15 protein-coding genes are annotated in these 18535 nt (G+C 50.6%); 6 read left to right on the top strand and 9 right to left on the bottom strand.

The annotated features are described in order from the left end of the window. Positions 1 to 46 precede the first annotated feature (46 nt). The 8 genes from ACXAGR_RS07510 to ACXAGR_RS07475 form a co-directional block, all read right to left on the bottom strand. Entirely contained in the window at positions 47 to 733 is a 687-nt protein-coding gene (locus ACXAGR_RS07510) for a metallophosphoesterase (RefSeq protein ID WP_474849065.1), read from the bottom strand. Positions 734 to 874: 141 nt separating this feature from the next. Continuing rightward, a complete protein-coding gene (gene ppnP / locus ACXAGR_RS07505) occupies positions 875 to 1159 on the bottom strand; it encodes a pyrimidine/purine nucleoside phosphorylase (protein WP_119499723.1) in 285 nt (94 codons plus the stop codon). Positions 1160 to 1236: 77 nt separating this feature from the next. After that, the gene (locus ACXAGR_RS07500) at positions 1237 to 1716 is read right to left on the bottom strand and encodes a VanZ family protein (protein ID WP_474849063.1); all 480 of its coding nucleotides are present in this window, start codon (positions 1714 to 1716) and stop codon (positions 1237 to 1239) included. An 83-nt stretch (positions 1717 to 1799) separates the two neighbouring features. After that, positions 1800 to 2918: a pectinesterase family protein gene (locus ACXAGR_RS07495; RefSeq protein ID WP_474849061.1), complete on the bottom strand. Its 1119-nt coding sequence runs from the start codon at positions 2916 to 2918 to the stop codon at positions 1800 to 1802. Next, complete coding sequence (locus ACXAGR_RS07490) at positions 2911 to 4380, bottom strand: glycoside hydrolase family 28 protein (protein WP_474849059.1); 1470 nt, start codon at positions 4378 to 4380, stop codon at positions 2911 to 2913. The genes ACXAGR_RS07495 and ACXAGR_RS07490 overlap by 8 nt, the downstream gene beginning before the upstream one ends. After that, positions 4380 to 5399: an alpha/beta hydrolase fold domain-containing protein gene (locus ACXAGR_RS07485; RefSeq protein WP_474849057.1), complete on the bottom strand. Its 1020-nt coding sequence runs from the start codon at positions 5397 to 5399 to the stop codon at positions 4380 to 4382. The genes ACXAGR_RS07490 and ACXAGR_RS07485 overlap by 1 nt, the downstream gene beginning before the upstream one ends. A 2-nt stretch (positions 5400 to 5401) precedes the next feature. Continuing rightward, positions 5402 to 7234: a glycoside hydrolase family 43 protein gene (locus ACXAGR_RS07480; RefSeq protein ID WP_474849055.1), complete on the bottom strand. Its 1833-nt coding sequence runs from the start codon at positions 7232 to 7234 to the stop codon at positions 5402 to 5404. A gap of 2 nt (positions 7235 to 7236) precedes the next feature. Continuing rightward, on the bottom strand, positions 7237 to 8436 hold the full coding sequence (locus ACXAGR_RS07475; RefSeq protein ID WP_474843763.1) for a glycoside hydrolase family 88/105 protein: 1200 nt from the start codon (positions 8434 to 8436) through the stop codon (positions 7237 to 7239). Positions 8437 to 8895: 459 nt separating this feature from the next. Between ACXAGR_RS07475 and ACXAGR_RS07470 the strand changes: the two genes are divergently transcribed. Together ACXAGR_RS07470 and ACXAGR_RS07465 are read left to right on the top strand one after the other, a co-directional pair. Beyond that, complete coding sequence (locus ACXAGR_RS07470) at positions 8896 to 11637, top strand: TonB-dependent receptor (protein WP_119499728.1); 2742 nt, start codon at positions 8896 to 8898, stop codon at positions 11635 to 11637. Between the two features lie 69 nt (positions 11638 to 11706). Next, entirely contained in the window at positions 11707 to 12462 is a 756-nt protein-coding gene (locus ACXAGR_RS07465) for a rhamnogalacturonan acetylesterase (protein ID WP_474849053.1), read from the top strand. Here ACXAGR_RS07465 and ACXAGR_RS07460 read toward each other — a convergent pair. Further along, positions 12401 to 12610 (bottom strand): AbrB/MazE/SpoVT family DNA-binding domain-containing protein, encoded by a 210-nt coding sequence (locus ACXAGR_RS07460; protein WP_474849051.1) that lies wholly within the window; start codon positions 12608 to 12610, stop codon positions 12401 to 12403. The genes ACXAGR_RS07465 and ACXAGR_RS07460 overlap by 62 nt on opposite strands. 216 nt (positions 12611 to 12826) lie before the next feature. On the opposite strand from ACXAGR_RS07460, the gene ACXAGR_RS07455 reads away from it, so the two are divergent. Genes ACXAGR_RS07455 through ACXAGR_RS07440 form a run of 4 tightly spaced genes read left to right on the top strand, consistent with a single transcriptional unit; the run spans position 12827 to position 18532 of the window. Next, positions 12827 to 15508, top strand: a complete 2682-nt coding sequence (locus tag ACXAGR_RS07455) for a TonB-dependent receptor (RefSeq protein ID WP_474849049.1) — start codon at positions 12827 to 12829, stop codon at positions 15506 to 15508. A 54-nt stretch (positions 15509 to 15562) separates the two neighbouring features. After that, positions 15563 to 17074: a CehA/McbA family metallohydrolase domain-containing protein gene (locus ACXAGR_RS07450; protein WP_474849047.1), complete on the top strand. Its 1512-nt coding sequence runs from the start codon at positions 15563 to 15565 to the stop codon at positions 17072 to 17074. Next, complete coding sequence (locus ACXAGR_RS07445; protein WP_474849046.1) at positions 17064 to 17594, top strand: RNA polymerase sigma factor; 531 nt, start codon at positions 17064 to 17066, stop codon at positions 17592 to 17594. The genes ACXAGR_RS07450 and ACXAGR_RS07445 overlap by 11 nt, the downstream gene beginning before the upstream one ends. Continuing rightward, on the top strand, positions 17594 to 18532 hold the full coding sequence (locus ACXAGR_RS07440; RefSeq protein WP_474849044.1) for a FecR family protein: 939 nt from the start codon (positions 17594 to 17596) through the stop codon (positions 18530 to 18532). Before ACXAGR_RS07445 ends, ACXAGR_RS07440 begins: the two co-directional genes overlap by 1 nt. Positions 18533 to 18535: the final 3 nt, after the last annotated feature.

Here is an 18535-nt window from a genome sequence, read left to right as displayed (position 1 = left end):
TATTTCTAAATACTTTTACAAATATTAACTTTTTAACACTAATAGTTTATTTTGATAATAGGTTGATGTTTAGCAGAGTCGGTGTACCAAATCGATTTGTGTCTATATGGTATGAATTACCAATCCAAATTGGCTCTGTTGTCGAATTGTGTCCATGAATTGAATAATCAACACCGTGGTTTACTTTATTCAACTTTTTATTAAATCTTTCCCTATCCCACATTAGCGGAAATGCACAGGATTCAGTATTTTGTGGCATATGCTCCCAACTCCAGGTCGGGGGGAGGGTATGTGAAATGCCGATCTTCTTTCCCTGATAATCAACAGTTATTGCGAGCTGTTGTTGCAGGAACCATTTGCACATACTTACCAGCGTTTGAAAGTCCGCTGTCTGATGCCACTTGCCACCATTTTGCACCCAAAGGCGCATGGCGTAACTGTCCCTACCCATTAATGCTTCCAGCATCATGTGTTCATGATTGCCTAGCACCACATGGGCGTTAATTTCCTGCATATATTCGACGAGTCTGGCGCTGTCGTTTCCGCGATCAATAATATCGCCTAAGCTTATTAGTACATCGTCTTGTGGGTTGAAATCAACTTTATCTAATTCTGATTTCAGCTTTGTGAAATTGCCATCAAGATCGCCGACCACGAACACACGTTTATCATCCTCGATAGTAATGTGTTTATGCAGGCGTACTTTGCTAATGACGTTGGTTTTGACTTGCATTGAACTGACTACGCTAACTTCCTTATTAGGCATAGTGTATGTTTTTCGAGTCGTGGTTTCAAAGAATAACTTTGATGGTCGGGTATGTGCGGAAAGAATTGAGTATAGGCGTAACGGGCGTTACGCCTGTGATATTTATTTTTAGCTATAAAAACAAAGATAAGCCGTAGTCACTTCCACTTTCACATCAAAAGACTGATTCGCTGCGACGTTAAACTCTGTGCCTGTTTTATAAGACTGAAATTCGTCTGAACCGGGCAGTTTTACAATCAGCTCACCTTCAACCACTTTCATCAGTTCATCTTTAGAGGTGCTGAAAACATATTCGCCTGGCAGCATAACACCTGAGGTACACGGGCCGTTTGCTGAATCGAAAGCGATAGATTTTACGTTGTCGTCGAAGTAACTGTTTACACTTAATGACATAGAGAGGTTTTCCATTATTAAATTTGTGCCAGTCTGCCTAATGTTTGTTGTTCCTTCCAGACAAAACTTGCCCGCTGTTATGTTTTTATAAAGTGACTAATAAGCTTTTCGAATAACGGGGCGCGTTCTATGAAGACCATACCAAAGCTCGCTGTAAGGAGGAGCATGCGGTATTTGAGTTCAATAGCGTTTTTCTGCAGATACAAATATACCGCTATACCCGTGAATGCGCCGATCTCGTTTCTTAAAATATCTTCCCACTGAAAGGCACGGTGAACAGTGCTTTGTACATTCTCGATAACGAAGCTGAGTACAAGCACAACCAGTAAAAAAACAGGAATACGTTTCAGGTGAGAACCTTTCAGGTAGGGATAAAACACCAGAGCGAATGCACAAAAGAATACGATGTGACATGAATTCAATAAGGTTGCACCCAGCTTTGTTTTAAAAAGCTGGGGAACAGGAATGAAGAATAAGCCTGCTAACAGGATGAACCCGACAATGAGATAGGGAAGGTATTTAACAGGGTAACGGGATTTTCTATCCGGATGTCTCAATCCTTGAGCCTCGTAGATTGTTTCGTTTGAGGAAACTATACGCCAGATAAGTGCTTTATTTCAGCTAAGTTTGTAAGGTTTCGTTACTTTGCCTTCGTTTCAGGCTCCCACCCATTCAAAATATTAAACCGCTTATAAATATCCATTTTTTCCACGCCTAGCTGGGGGCGCTGTTCGTTAATGGCGTAACCCGGACCGCTGCTGCCGTATTCCGCAAAGCGTGCATCGTTGATGGGGTCGAATTCTTTTCTGCCGCCTTCTTTGGTCGAACCGCCCATGGAAGCCCAGCCGGTTGTGGTGATGTGGGCGTCCATCCAGGTGTTGATAAACACGGCTTTACCGATGGCAAAGGGATTGGCATAGCGGCCATCGTCGAAGGTGGTGGTGGGATGCCAGGGTCTGCCCAGTGGCACGGAGTTGTCCGGTACGCCTTCTTCACGCAGCAGTTTGCAGTTTACGAAGGTCAGGCCGAAGGTATCTGAAATCAGCGTGCTGGGGGCTGTGATGTAGCCGGTGATGTCCATGTCTTTCCCTCTGGGGCGGGAATAGATACTGACAGTATCGAAATAGGCATTGCCGTCACCGAATATGAAATCCACATTGCCACGGATTTCGCCGCCTTTGAAGTAGCTGCGGCCGCCACGGACGTACAGGGTGTCCTGATAGCCGAGCAGGGCAACATTCTCGATAAAGGTTTTGTCGGTGTATTCTGAAATTTTAAGGGCGACGGCCTGCATACCGGATACTCTGGCCGGGTCGCTGCTTTCTCTGGCATCTTCGGTTAAAAAATCGAAGCCGTTCTCGATGGTGAGGTTAGCAATGTGTACGCCGGGACGGGTAATTTCCACAGTGGCACTGCGTGAGGTGCCCCAGTGTTCTTCACTGCCACGGGTAACGGCTTTGCCGGCGTAGCGGTCGAAGACAATTTTGGTCTGATCCATACCGGCACCGATAAGGGTGATGCCGGGTTTATCTATCACCACGCGCTCGTAATATTCTCCCGGCGCGACGGCGATGGTCCAGCCGCCCTCCTGCGGGGCGGCGTTAATGGCTTCCTGTATGGATGAATAATGTGTTTCGTCGATGGCGGTACTGGCCACAATGGCATCAGCAGTGACAGATTCAGGTAAAAAGCGTTCCGGCTTCTCGCTGCTGCATCCTGCTAACAGTACGACCAACAACAAACAACATATTCTAGACATCAGGGAGTTCCACGGTTTTTCCGTTCACACGGATATTTTGCTGAGAGATATTATCTATATTCTCAATTATGGATTTTTTATCAACCTTCGTGAATATCAGATTTTTCAGCGCCACGCCGGTAATGGGCGTGTGATCGTACCCGCGCAGCACAAAAGCCCGTTCGGCATGTTGCACATACAGGTTCTCGATGGTGATATCTTCCAGCTTGGGTGTAAACTCACCCACATCGCCTTCTTCATAGAAGAAGTTAATGACCACGGCATCTTTTACCTGACCCACACGGAACTGACGGTAGTTCAGGTTCTGCAGGTGTCCGCCGCGGATGGAGTTGGTTTTAATGCGCACGGCACGGTCGAGATCCGGGCTGCTCATTTCACAGTTCTGTGCATAAAGGTTACGCACGCCCCCGGAAATTTCACTGCCAATTACCACACCGCCATGACCGGCTTTCATGGTGCAGTCGTTAATAAGGATATTTTCACAGGGCTGTGCCACGCGGCGGCCATCGGCATTCCGGCCTGATTTAATGGCAATACAGTCATCGCCTGTATCGAACGTACAGTTCTCGATAAGTACATCGGTACAGCTTTCCGGATCGCAGCCGTCAGAATTGGGGCCATAGCTGTGACAGTAAATATCCCGCACGGTCACATTGGTACACAGTACCGGGTTAACCAGCCAGAACGGAGAGTTACGGATAGTTACGCCGGAGATCAGTACGTTCTTACAGCGGTATGGCTGGATGAAAGGCGGGCGCAGATAGTTTTCTTCAAACACGCGTTCTGCCACCGGCACACCGTCTTCGGCCATCTGACGCAGCACATCGCGGGTGTATTTCTGGTTTGCCACGGGATGATCGCCCCATTTGGCTTCTTTCCATTTACCTTTCCACGGCCACCAGTTGTCCGGGCTGCCACCGCCTTCCAGTGTCCCTTCGCCGGTGATCGCCACGTTAGTTTCTTCAAAGGCGTAAATCAGCGGGGAATAGCCCATCAGTTCAGTGCCTTCCCAGCGGGTGAACACATAAGGCTTGTAAAGCTCAGGTTCGGGAATGAAATGCAGTACCGCGCCTTTGGCAAGATAAAAATTGATATTGGATTTTAAATGTACGGGACCGGTATAAAACTCACCGGCAGGCACTTCAACGGTACCGCCGCCCTTTGCGGCCACATCGCTGATGGCATCGCGGATAGCCTGTGTGGCATCTGCATGACTGCTGTTTTCACCGGCTGGCTTTGCGCCGTATTCAGTAATGCTGACATGCAACGGCGGAAATTCAGGTGCACGGATACGCTGACGGATGCGGCGGGCATCGTCGTTCCAGTCGAAATCGCCGGTGGCCACAGGTTGTGTGAAGGTTTGCGTAACACTGCTGCAGCCTGATAACCCCAGAAAACCTGCGGTGGCGGCGCTGCTGCCGGCTAATTTAAGTAAGTTGCGTCGGGATGCTTGAAAACCCATTATTGATTAACTCCGGATGCTATCTGGCTTAAGAAGGTGTGGATCCGCTCTGCGGTTTCTGTGAGATACGGTTCAAACAGCCAGAATGTGTGGATATTGTTGTCGTACTGATAATACTTGCTGGCAATGCCGTGGCTGCTTAGTTTGCTGAGGACTTCGTCTTTGCCGGCGGTAAAGCGCATCTGGCCGCTGCTGATGATAAGCATGGGCGGCGAGTCTGCATCGATATGTTTGGCGGTGGATGCCTCTGCCCAGCGTACCGGCAGCGTTTCATACGCGCCGCCGAACCACATGCCGGCAGCGGATTTGTCCTTGCGTTTATTTTCACTTGCAAGGGCCAAGGGGTGGGTGAAATCCAGCACGCCGTCAAGGTCGACGACAGCGTTTACGCGCACGGCGTCTGCTGAATGTTCACCCTTAAACAGGGTGGTGTTGGCGGTATTACCAATGAGTCCGGCCATATGACCGCCGGAAGAGCCGCCGCCCAGGGCAATTCTGGTCGGGTTGAATCCCCAGGCAGCAGCATGCTCTTTTGCAAACGCCAGTGCGTCGTTGATGTCTTCAAGCCCGGCAGGGTATTGCGCTTCCATGGATAACCGGTACTCAGGAGAGATCACCACATAACCTTGCTGAGCCAGTAAATTCGCCAGCGGGTAGAAATGGCTTTTATTGCCTGAACGCCAGCCGCCACCGTGAATGAACATAATCGCCTGATCATTGGCTTTGTCTGCGGCGGGCAAAAATACATCCAGATGCAGTTCACGGCCGTCTGCCACTTTATAACGGCGGTCGAATAACACCTGCTGACCTTCAGTGAAGGAGAGTACCGGCTCTTTCAGCTCCGGATGTTCATCACGATAGGCATAGAAGCGCTGGGAAATGCTGTAGCTGTCGTCCACCGGATAATCTTTGGCGCTCACCGGCATGCTGCCGGTGGCACAAATCGCGCACAGGGCTGCGGCTGTGAGACGGCGAAGCCGTGCGCTGACATCAGATTGTGGCATGAAAGCCTGTAACATGATTAAGGTCTCCGTCGCGGCAGAAATCTGAAGTAGTTCACCTTCAGCGATGCCGGGGCGCTTTGTTTTGCATCAGACAGTTCATCAGACATTGCGGCGTCTGCATCCGCAGACACACTGAACAGGCCGGTTTTCGCGCCGACCCAGCGGCCCCGTCTGGCTTTAAACTGTTCGCCCACCACCGTAAAGCGGGTTGCGTTGCCGCTCTGCGCGGTGCTTCCGGCGGCTTCCGCGTTAACGCGGTAACTGAATATGGCGGTGGCATCACCGGCCATCACATAGCGCAGTTCGATGGTTCTAACGGTGGCATTGTCATCTGCTGTTCCATTTTCACTGAACAGTGCATTTACCGGGCCATAGTCGTGTACCGACTCATCGCAACCGGTGCGGGCGTTTTTACACTGCGCGTAAACCAGATGGGTTTCGCCATCTACGGGTTTTAATCCAATCCAGGCATAATCTTCACCGAACAGCAGCAATCCGCCTTCGGCCTGTGCACTGTCTTCCTGCAGAATGATTTCAGCGCGCACGTCGTAGGTCAGCGCCGGCAGCTTTTGCAGTAATAGTGACGGTGTAGACCAGAGATTATCGCCGGTGGTGGTGATTTTGGGCTGTGCCGGTAAGGTGAGCACGCCGGACTGTTTGTCGATGCTGTACCAGTCACGTTCCCAATTGGCATTCCACTGCCACTGAATGCCTAGTTCGTCATTGAATTCATCCGTCGCGGGCTGAGGTTTCACTTCGCCCGGGATATCAGTCAGTGGTTTTTTCCAGCGGTACACCGGTTCGCCGGTACCGTCACCGTCTTTGTCTTCACCGATAACAGGCCAGTCGTTTTCCCAGTGCATGGGTTGTAAATGCACAATGCGGCCGTATGCTTTGCGGGACTGAAAGTGAATAAACCAGTCTTCGTTTTTATTGGTGTGGATCCATGAACCCTGATGGGGACCGTTAATGAGCGTGTCGCCCTGGTCCATCACGGTTCGGGGTGTATAAGGGCCGGCGATGTTGTCAGAACGGAACACCGACTGCCAGCCGGTCTCCACGCCGCCGGCCGGGGCGAAAATGTAATAGTAGCCGTTACGTTTATAAAACTTGGGGCCTTCCAGTGTGCGGTAACCGTCAATGGCATTGCCATCGACCACATGGGTATACGTGTCGCTTACCTGTGAGGCATCACCGGACATTTCCCGTAAGCTGAGCACATTGTTAAAGCCGGCGCGGCTTTTTGCCCAGCCGTGGAGTAACCAGGCTTTGCCATCATCATCCCACAGCGGGGTAGGGTCGATAAGGCCTTTGCCGGCGAGAATTAATTCCGGTTCGCTCCATTTTCCGGCGGGATCGGCGGCTGTGGTCACGTAAATACCAAAATCGGGGTCAGGGTAAAAAATCCAGAACTTACCGTCGTGATAACGGATATTTGGTGCCCATACGCCGTTACCGTGCTGGGGTGTGGCGAACACATCCAATGGTACCTGCTGTGGCAGGGCGTAGTTGATAAGTTCCCAGTTAACCAGATCGGTAGAGTGCAGCACCGGCAGGCCGGGGGCGGCGTTAAAGCTTGATGCTGTCATGTAGTAGTGGCCGTTAACGGCCACTACGTCAGGGTCGGAATAATCGATATGCAGGATGGGGTTACGGTATTCACCGTTCTGCAAATCTGAAATCCACAGCCGCGGATCGTTTGCGTTATCTTCAGCGCTGCTTGCGGCTACCGCCGGCGATTTTGCTGCGGAAGACTGCGCATCTGCACAGCCCCCCAGTGCGGCAGTTGCTGCCATAACGGCCAGCGCAGGTGCGCAGGGCAGAGATTTCAGAGTATGCAGAATGCCCATGATTATTTTTCCAGTTCCAGTGCTGCCAGAATGAACGGGCCCACGCCTTTGGCGTCGTTAGCACGCACCGGTTCGCTGAGGTAGTAATCGAAAGAACCGTCGCGGTACGGGTTGCCGCCAAGACCGGCTACGGCACAGATGTTGTTCAGGCTGATAACATTGTTCGCGGGGTCAACAGAAATCATCTGATCTTCCATACCGGCAAAGCCTTTTTTCGCATACGCCATGTAGCTTTCAGGCAATACGTTCATGTTCACAGCTTTGGCAATGGCATAAGTCAGCATGGCTGTACCGGAACCTTCCAGGTAGTTACCTTTCTTATCGCCAAGATCCGTTACCTGATACCACGCACCGGTTTCATCCTGATATTTCACGGCCTGGTCTACAAAGTTCTGCAGGCGGGATACCAGCCACTCACGTTTTTCATCCTGCGACGGCACAATTTCCAGTACATCCACAATGGCCATGGCATACCAGCCTAACGCACGTGACCAGTGATTAGCAGAAAGACCGGTGCCTTTGTCTGACCATTTCTGATCCCGCGACTCATCCCAGCCGTGACGGGGCAGACCGGTATTGTCGCTGTACAGGTGTTTTTCAATCAGCTCAAACTGCATGTATACATCATTAAGTTCTTCAGGGTCGCCGTAACGCATGATGTATTCGGCGTAGAAAGGTGCGCCCATGTACAGGCCGTCCAGCCACATTTGTGACGGATAACGCTTCTTGTGCCAGAAACCGCCTTCGCTGGTGCGGGGATGGTCGTTCAACTGGTCGCGCAGGGTGTCGGCAGCCAGTTTATATTTTTCATCACCGGTTTCGTCGTACAGGAAGAACAGTACTTTGCCCGGATTGATCATGTCGATATTAAACTTGCTGCGGACGTAGGTATTGATGGTGCCGTCTTCATTCACAAAACGGTCGTAGTAGTTTTTGATGTAGGTGAAATACTTCTGATCACCGGTTTTTTCATACAGTTTGGAGAACGCCAGCAGGTTCAGACCATGCACATAGTCCCATTGAGGATCTTCATCCCAGTCGATCATCCACGCTTCAGGAAAGCGTACCATTTCCGATTCGGCCATACGTACAGACCAGGGTTGGGTGTTGTCTAAGTAACTTGATGAATCCGCTGCCATAACACTGGCCGGGGCGGTGCAGGCCGCCGCGATAAGCAGTACGGAACTAAAGAGCTTACGCATGGAGATCTCCAAAATTAACAATTTAAATACTTAACGTGCTACCGGTAGCATAATGAGGGGTGAGATGTATGTTGTCAAGTTGTTATAGGTAGTGCGTAAGGGTTAACATTCATCCCCTGTGATCTATATAAACAGGGCGCCACGTGGCTTCCATCTCCATACGTATCAATTGGTCTAGCCAATTATCCAGCGGCGCATCAGGCGGTTTCTTAGTCTTTAGTATTAGTTAAACTGTTGTTTACAAAAAATACACAAAAAGTGTTGCCACCGGTAGCAATTGGATCTAGGATGTAAAACAAATGTAAGGCAGGCCTCTGTATCTACCACAGCCTTACATGGAAAAATAATAGCCACGACGGGTAAAATCCTGTGAACGTGGCAGAGAGGATCCGGGCTGCACGGAACATGACATGTAAGTGTAGCGAAATAAAAACGTAGAAAGACCCGTGAGGAATACTCATGAAATTTGCCAAAGGTTTTAAAAAAGCGCCACTCAGCTTAGCCGTTACCACCGCAATTGTAACTTCCGTATCTGCCTGGGGACAAACAGCTCCCGCCACACCGGCAGATGACGACATTGAAGTTATTTCGGTTCGTGCCACCAGTTACGCAGACAGCCTGGCGAAAGCCCTGTCTCTGAAGCAGTCATCAGCCGGTGCCGTAGACACCATTCTTGCAGAAGACATTGCTGACTTCCCTGATCAGAACCTGGCAGAAGCGCTGCAGCGTTTGCCGGGCGTAGCGATTACCCGTGAAGCCGGTGAAGGCCGGGAAATCACCGTACGCGGCCTGAACTCGACGTTCACCCGTGTGCAGTTAAACGGTATGCAGGCCCAGTCGCTGGCTGCCGGTACCGGTGGGGTAAGAACCAGCCGTGGTTTCGACTTTAACGTATTTGCCTCTGAACTGTTTAACCAGTTAAGTGTGCATAAAACTACCTCGGCAAAATTAGATGAGGGTTCCTTAGGGGCCACGGTATCTCTGCGTACCGGTCGTCCTTTTGATTTTAATGAAGATGTTGTGGCGGTAAATGCACAGGGTTCGTACAACGATCAGTCTTCAGAACTGACTCCCCGCTTATCCGGTCTGGCATCATGGACCAACGAAGATGACTCCTTCGGTGTGCTGTTCTCGGCTTCCTTGTCGCAACGTATCGTCAATAACGCCGGTTCAGACACGGGCCGCTGGGAAGATGACACCTTCGGTGCGTGTTCAGCCTGTGATTCAGAAGCCGATGTAGCTGCCGTCAGCAGTGCATGGCACCCGCGCTTCCCGCGCTTTGCGGATAAAACGCACGATCAGGACCGCGTTGGTTTAACAGCGGCTGTACAGTTTGTACCTTCTGACGACACACTGATTTCAATTGATGCCCTGTATGCAAACATCGATTCACGCCGTGACGAGCCGTTCATGGAAGCGATTTCTCTTGCGCGTACCGGTGCCACCGGTGTCCAGCAATCAGACGTGACCGCGTATCAGATTGACGGCAACAACACTATGTACGCCGCGACCATTGCCGATGTTGATGTGCGTTCTGAATTCTTTGTGGCTGAGTGGGAATCTGAATTTACCCAGTTCAGTGTGAACATCGACCATCACTTTACTGATGAACTGAGCATGAGCTTCCTGGCCGGTACGTCTCAGTCGACGCTGGACAACCGCGAATCTACGGTTATTTATGAGCACTTCAGCGATAACGATGAACGTAAGATGCTGGAGTACGCAGAAGCCAGCTCAGCAGTAAGCTATGATTTCTCAGATATGCTGTCTCCGTCTATCGGCTACAGCTTCGATACGGCGAATCCGGCGAACTGGGAAGTCTCTGAATTCCGTGACCGTATTTATGATGCCGAAGCGTCTACAGACACCGCCCGTCTGGATTTGAACTACCTGCTGAATGACGAAGTCACGCTGAGTGGCGGTGTCACCTGGCGTGAATACGGCTATGAAATTGCCGGTGTGCGTGCAGATGCGTCTTTTGCTTCCCGTGATGAAGCAGACGGTACAGTTGACGGCAACGCCTGCGGGATCAGTAACGTAGTCACAGACGCCGACGGTGAAGTGGTCTCTTTCGGCGGCCAGAGCTTCTTTATGGCTGACGGCGACAAGATCAACAACTTTGTAGACAGCGGTTGCTGGCCTTACAACGTGCGTCCGGGTGATACCCGTGCCGTAACAGAAGACAGCACAGGTATTTACGCTCAGGCCGATTTCAATACGGAAGTGGGTGACAAGGTGCTGCGCGGTAACGCCGGTGTGCGTCATGTGAAAACGAACCTGGAATCTACCGGTATCATCAACGGTACTGAGGAAGTGACGGTTGAGCACGATTACACAGACACATTACCGTCTGTGAACCTGGCGCTGGAAATGACCGATGAGTTAATTCTGCGTGCAAGCTGGGCGAAAGTAATGTCCCGTCCGAATCTGGGTACGTTAAGCCCGGGCGGCAGCGTGTCGATTTTCGGTGACTACCGCGTGTCTTACGGTAACCCTTACATTGAGCCGTTCCGTGCTGATGCCACCGACTTTGCTGTTGAATGGTACTTCGACGAAGGCGCATTGTTATCACTGGCGTATTTCGTCAAAGATATCGAGTCGTTCCCGACTTCAGAAACTCAGTTCCTTAGCTGGGCAGAAACCGGCTTACCTGAGTCATTACTGGGGGCAGAGCGCGACAACCTGATTGATGAAACCTTTGAGGTTCGCCGTACTGTTAACGGTACCGGTGGTGACCTGAGCGGTTTTGAAATTCAGTATCAGCAGCCGCTGACCTTCCTGCCTGGTCCTGAGTGGATGCAGAAGTTCGGTGTACTGGCTAACCTGACACTGGTGGATTCTGAAGTAACTTACGGCGCAGACCGCACCGGCCCGCTGACCGGTCAGTCTGATGAATCAGCTAACTTCACGCTGTACTGGGAAGATGATGTATTCAGTGCACGTCTGTCGGCGGCTTACCGTGGTGAGTTCTACACAAACCTCAGCAGCACAGACGAGCGCAAATGGCGCATCATGGATTCGACTACATACGTTGATTTCTCAACCAGCTATAAGATTTCTGAGAACTTAAAAGTTTCCCTTGAAGGTATTAACCTGACCGATGAAACCATTGATGAGTACATCGATGCGGATGCCATGCGCATCATCAACAGTCAGTCTACCGGGCGACAATTCTTTCTGGGCGTGAGCTACAGAATGTAACACAGTGGTAGTGTGTCCCTTGGGCCATCAGTAATGATGGCCTTTTTTCGTTTAACATAAGGATTTTTCATGAAAAAGCTGATTCTTTCTCTCTTCTTCGCAGCAACGGCTTTCAGCGCTGCGGCGCAGGATCCCACCCGCACGACGTTGCACCTCATCGGCGATTCTACCATGTCCATCAAGCCCAATCTGGCTTACCCGGAGCGCGGCTGGGGCATGTTATTGCCGGCGTTTATTTCACCTGAGCTGGAAATTCTGAATCATGCAGCGAATGGCCGCAGCACCAAACGCTTTATTGATGAAGGGCGCTGGGGAAAGGCGTTATCTGAAATGAAAGAAGGGGATTACGTGCTGATCCAGTTTGGCCACAACGATCAGAAGAAAAGTGACCCTGCCCGTTATGCCTCTGCAGAGAAAGACTATCCGGCGTATCTGCACCGTTACATCAAAGATATCCGCGATAAAAAGGCCACACCGCTGATTGCCAGCTCTATTTGCCGCCGTCATTTTGATGAACAGGGCAACCTGAAGCACACGCTGGATGACTATGTGAATGCGGCCCGCAAAGTAGCAAAGGAAGAAAGTGTAGCGTTCTTCGATATGAACAAACACACCTGTGATTTCTTCGAACAGGAAGGGGATGCCGCCACGGTGAGATACTTTCTGCGCATTCCGCCTGGCCTGTACACCCGTTACCCTGATGGCAACGAAGACAACACTCACCTGAATACGCTTGGTGCCGCGCTGGTAGCTCAGTTCTTTATTAAGGATTTAAAAGCGCAGCAACACCCGCTGGCAAAATACGTGTACCGGGAAACGCTGTAAACGTGCGCTGATCATGAATGGCAGGGCGAATGGATACCGTGCTGCCGGTTTCATTGATATCGAATTCCAGCATGCTTTCAAATCTGAAATCCTCAGGCAGGCGCACAAACTGACTGCTGCCGATCTTGTACAATAAATCTTTATCCATGGTCTGTTACTTTGACAACGTTATATTAGAAAAGTAGTAGAGCCCGGAGGGAAGTCAAGCGGGGAGCTGATTAAATAACCCTGACCCGATAAATTCTCACCGTCACAAAACCTTCATCAAAAAAACTGTCTGCTTTTTTCGTCTGTTGACTCATTACATGTGTTACCCGCGCGCACCGGTACGTTCACCTTTTACTTTGCACATTTAGGAACACACATGAAAAACCGATTTATGAAAACCACACTTGCGTTAAGTGTACTGTCGGGTTTAACGGGCATGACGCCAGCCATGGCGCAGCAGGCCCCCGCCGCAGACGATTCTCTTGAAGTGATTGAAGTGACCTCATTTCGTCGCTCTTTGATTCAGGCAAAAGACTTAAAGAAAGATGCAATTATCTCCCGCGATACCATTTTAGCCGAGGATATTGCTGATTTTCCTGACCTTAACCTTGCTGATTCGCTACAGCGGGTACCGGGGGTGACTATTACCCGTGAAGGCGGCGAAGGCCGTCAAATCTCTCTTCGCGGTCTGGGACCTGATTTTACCCGGGTACAGGTAAACGGTATGGAAGCCATGGGTACGTCAGCGTCACCCATGGATGCCCGTGGTGGCGTAAGCCGGACCCGGGGCTTTGATTTCAACGTTTTTGCTTCCGAATTGTTTAACCGTATTGATATCAGCAAAACCTACTCAGCGGATCAGGAAGAAGGCGGTATTGGGGGCACGGTAGGTTTGTTTACCGCCAAGCCTTTTGACTACGATGGCTTTAAAAGCGCTTTGTCTGTGCGGGGCGGCTACAACAGTAACAGCGAAGAAACCGACCCGCGCATGGCAGGTTTGATTTCTAATACGTGGGACAAATTTGGTGCTCTGGTATCGGTGGCTTACAGTCAGCGACATACCGCTGAATACGGTACCAACACCACCCGCTGGCGTCGCGAAGGTGGCAAAACAGCGGCCGACCCGGCGAACACAGATCTGCAAGCCGATTTGGATTCAGGCGAGTTGTGGTTTCCCCGCGGACACCGTTTTTCCCGTTGGAACAACACGCAGGACCGGCTGGGCATAACCGCGGCTTTTCAGTACAAACCCTCCGACTCGCTTTCCTTCACGCTTGATATTATGCACGCAGAACTGGAAAACAATACTGATGAACATCACTCGGCCGTGAAGGACAATAGCGTAGTTTCTGACCTCATCTGGGAAGAAAACAATGGCCAGAAAGAAGTGGTGTATGCCATGTACGAGGATGCAACCTGGCGTAATGAAAACTCACGACGCTACAACGAATCGGTGTTTGACCAGTATACATTAACCATGGACTGGACGATTACCCCGGCGTTGTATGCCACTGCGGTGATAGGCACAAGTTCTTCTGATTTTGACCAGCCCGAAGTGATTAAGTCGAATATCCATGCGAAACGTATTGTCGATATAGCAACCGATTTCAGACAAGACCGCTTTTACGGCATTAGCTCGTCGCCTGATTTCGATACGACGCAAATCGACGGCTATGAGATGAAAGACATCTACCTGCAGGAAGACTACATCACCAACGATTTTGATACCGCAAAAGTAGACTTTACTTACCTCCTTGGTGATACCGGCGAATTGCAGTTTGGTGTGAATTACAAGAAATTCGAAAACTCTGCCTGGCAGTTAACCCAGAGTAATGCGCAAAACATCGCGCCACAAAATACAGGTGTCACGGCCTTAAATGATGCACTTGTTAATGTATACAACGAGCATCCTGACACTAACTGGTTGCAAGGCGATCTGGACGCGTTACTTAATTTCTATGGCCTGACAGGCTACCAGATTGATGACAGCGGGTTAACGCAAAACGATAAATCTCCCGTCACCGAAGAAACGCTGGCCATGTACGTGCAATACGGTTGGGAAACGGAACTGGCGGGTAAGCCCCTGTTAGTCAGCGCGGGCCTTCGTTATTTCGAAACCGATATTACCGCAGCCGGTATTTCTTCCGGGGTCGCTATCGAAACCACCCGTTCTTATTCTGACGTGCTGCCAACCTTAAACGTTGTGTATGAACTGCAGGACAACATTCTCTGGCGCGCCGCGGCAAGTAAGAACATTACCCGGCCGTCTTTAGGCTCACTTAGTTACAACGCGTCAGTGTCACAAACCTCAGGCGAGGCAATCACCAGCGTAACCATGGGAAATCCCATGCTGGAGCCGTTCGAATCTTTGAACCTGGATACGGCACTTGAATGGTATTTTGATGAGGTGGGTTATGCCGCCGCAGCTATCTTCTATAAAGACATCGACAACTTTATTGTCGATACTACCAGTGAGGTGGTGTATTCCTCATTAGGGTTACCTGCCGCATTACTACCGGCAGACAAAACCGTTGACAGCCTCTTTTACTTGCAACGCCCGGAAAATATGGATGCATCGAAAATAAAAGGTGTGGAGTTGACCTTCTCCCGGGACCTGGATTTTCTGCCTGCACCGTTTGATCACTTAGGTGTTATCGCAAACTATACTTATGCAGATGGTGATGCGCTGTACCGCAATATCTACGGTGAAACGGGTAACGACCAGGAAAAAGCATTTACCGGCTTATCGAAAAATAGCTACAACTTCACGATATACTACGAGCAGGAAGGGTGGGGCGCGCGCGTGTCAGCTGCCTATCGTAGTGCGTACCTCACGGGCGCATCATCGAGCGGTGATCAGGATGAGTCAGGCTATCATGGTACGACATTCATCGACTTCTCTTCATTCTATCAGCTGACCGACACGATTAAGCTGAGCTTTGAAGGCATAAACCTGACCGACGAACGTCAGGAGTTATACAGCGACTCTCATGATCGTGCTTACAACAGCACGACCAGCGGCCGCACTTATATGCTTGGCGCTACTATGCAGTTTTAAACCAGGCCGCATACCGGGCTGGACCCGGTATGCGTTTTTATAAAGGAGATTTACATGGTACTAAAGCCTGTTCCGGTTGCAGCATTGGCTGGTGGATTACTCGTATTGTCAGCCTGCGTGTCAGTTGCGCCGTGCGATACGTCCGGCAATGACTTTTTACCTGATGACGGAAAGACCTGGCTAGCCGGCGATCACCATATTCATGGCAAGTTTAGCGCACAATGGAATTGGAATGATGATCCCCCGTCCCCCATTTTCTTTGGTGATGCCCATTACTTTACTGCGTTAAACGCCAGGATGGCGGCATTTCATCAGCTGGACTGGATGGTGACCACCGATCACGGCGGCCCTAATCACAGTGTTATTAACCGCAATCTGGCTTATCCGGAACTCGTTGCCTCACGAGCAGCAGTGCCGGACATCATGCAGTTTTACGGGATGGAATTTGACACTCCCGGCGCGCGGCACAGCACGTTGATTATCCCGAAAAGTGAGCAGGAAGCAGATCAACTGTTTACGCTGGAAAGCCGGTATAACCGCAGAGAAATTTACCCGGACGAATCTCCCAGAGATACACAGGCGTTCATGTTAGAAGCGTTAACTGCTATGCAGAATATGTCGCCACGGCCGGTCCTGACAGTGAATCATCCTGCCCGGAAAGCTACCGGATTGAATGAATATCAAAAAATTACTCCGCAGAGAATGCGCGAGTGGCAGGACACGGCACCGGATGTGGTAACCGGCATGACGGCTATTCCCGGCCATCAGGCCGCCACCATAAACCCTGACGGCTCGAATGATCCGGACGCGCCTCGTGCAGAATATTTCGGCTACCCCACACATGGTGGCACCGACCAAATGTCGGCTATCGTTGGCGGTGTTTGGGATAAGCTGTTGGCAGAGGGCCGCCGGTGGACGGTAACAGCGGTGTCTGATAGTCATGCGCATTACACCGAAGGCCGCACTGATTTCTGGCCAGGCGAATACGCCAAAACCTATGTACGGGCCACACGTGACTACGACAGCGTGTTGGCGGGCATACGTGAAGGCAATGTATTTATTACCACAGGTGACTTAATTGACGAACTCTATGTGAATATCCGCCAGGGGAAGCAGCGGGCAGATATGGGAGAGATGCTGAATCTGCACGGCGGGGAACCTGTTACCGTTACCGTTGCGTTTCACGACCCGCAAAGCGCTAACTTTAATCACCAGTTTCCTGCCGTCGCGCGCCTCGATGTTATATTTGGTGAGGTGGTGGGCACGTACCCTGAAACAGACAGCGCACCAACCCGCGTGATCCGGCGTTTTTACCCGCAAGACTGGGAACAGCAGGGCGCGTATAAGGTTGTGCAATTTCAGATGCCTGCCCCCAAAGGCAGTGCCTATGTGCGTGTGCGTGGCACAAATGTAAAAGATGAACTGGAACCGGAAGTTGATCCGGCGGGAGAAAACCCCTGGGATGATTTGTGGTTTTACAGTAATCCGGTTTATATAAAGCATACTGATAATGGCCTGGCGTTCCGCTGCAATGAATCTGTCACCGGCGCATGCGATGATAAGTGATCAACAAATTCATTTAGTCGTACCGTCGCTGCATATGTCAGATAAAGCCTCCAGTCCTTCGTTGCAAGCACTGATCAATTCCAAAGTACTTAAGCAATACTTGCACAGGCATTCCGTAAACAGCGAAGAAGCGGCGGACGTTTATCAGGAGTCCATTGCCCGCGTGTTAGAGCAGTCCCGTGCATCGGTCATTGATAATCCTCTTGCTTATGCATTCCGTGTTGCCCGTAATCTGCTGGCGAAGCGCCGGACACACGAAACGTGTGACATTGAAGAGCAGCACTGTTACCGGCAGAACCCCGAACTCTATCTTGAAACGCAGCAGCGGATAGAGCTTATTGCTGAGGTGATTAACGCTATGCCGGAACAACGCAGGCGGGTTTTCGAGATGCGGCGTATTGAAGGTCAAAGCCGGCAAGACATTGCAGCGCGTCTGAATATCTCCGCTGAAGCTGTGACAAAGCATATTTCACGGGCAATGGCAGACATCCAACTGCAACTGGATAAGGCGGGTAAGTAATGGCAAATCAACAGGAACAAGTCTACCTGGAAGCCGGGGAATGGATTGACCGCCTTGCCGACGGTGAATTGGATGCATTAAACCGGCACCGGTTCGTGCGCTGGTTAGAAAAAAGTGAGTTACACCGCGCGACGCTTGAAAAAATGATCGCTACATGGGAAGACCCGACCCTGCAAGCCGCCTTTCTTTCCGCGAAAAAAGCGTCACACCCATCACGCAAACGTACTCTAGTAACATGGGGGAGTGCCGTTGCAGCGTCATTGCTGGCTATTGCGATTATCTGGCCGGATTATCGGGGAGAGACGGTAGCGCCTTCACCACAATTGCTTACCGCCGCGCATGAAGCATTAAGCGATGGCAGTGAGGTGCAATTGCAGCCCACCAGTGAATTAGTCGTGTTATTTTCGGATGATACACGTTATCTAAACCTGAAAAAGGGCCAGGGGTATTTTGATGTAGCCAAAGACCGCAGCCGGCCTTTTGTTGTGAAAGTCGGTTTATCTTCGGTAACAGCTGTGGGTACAGCGTTTAACATTGACCGGCAGGAACAACGGGTGGATGTAGTCGTACACGAAGGTATTGTTGAAGTGCGCGGTAATGCAGACAGTGCTCCGCTTTTACTCAAGGCTGGCGAGCAACTGACTATCGAAAACGGGGTGGCGGGGCCTGTGGAGAAGGTTGATCTGGCACAGCGGGTAGACTGGCGCACCGGATGGATTGAAGTCGAAGATGAGTCTCTGAATTATTTGTTTGAACGGCTAAACCGGTATGCGGAAAAACCCATATTGCCGGTGAACAGTGCTGTAGGAAATCGACGTGTTGCAGGGCGATTTAAATTGGAAGAAACGGCACAGACGTTAGCTATGTTGGGTTCATTGTATAACCTGAATATTGCTGACACACGCACGGGTTATGAAATAAGCCGGCAAGCTGATTAATTC

It is taken from the genome of Alteromonas sp. ABH4_457, from assembly GCF_056160625.1.
This window is presented reverse-complemented; position numbering and strand designations above follow the sequence as displayed.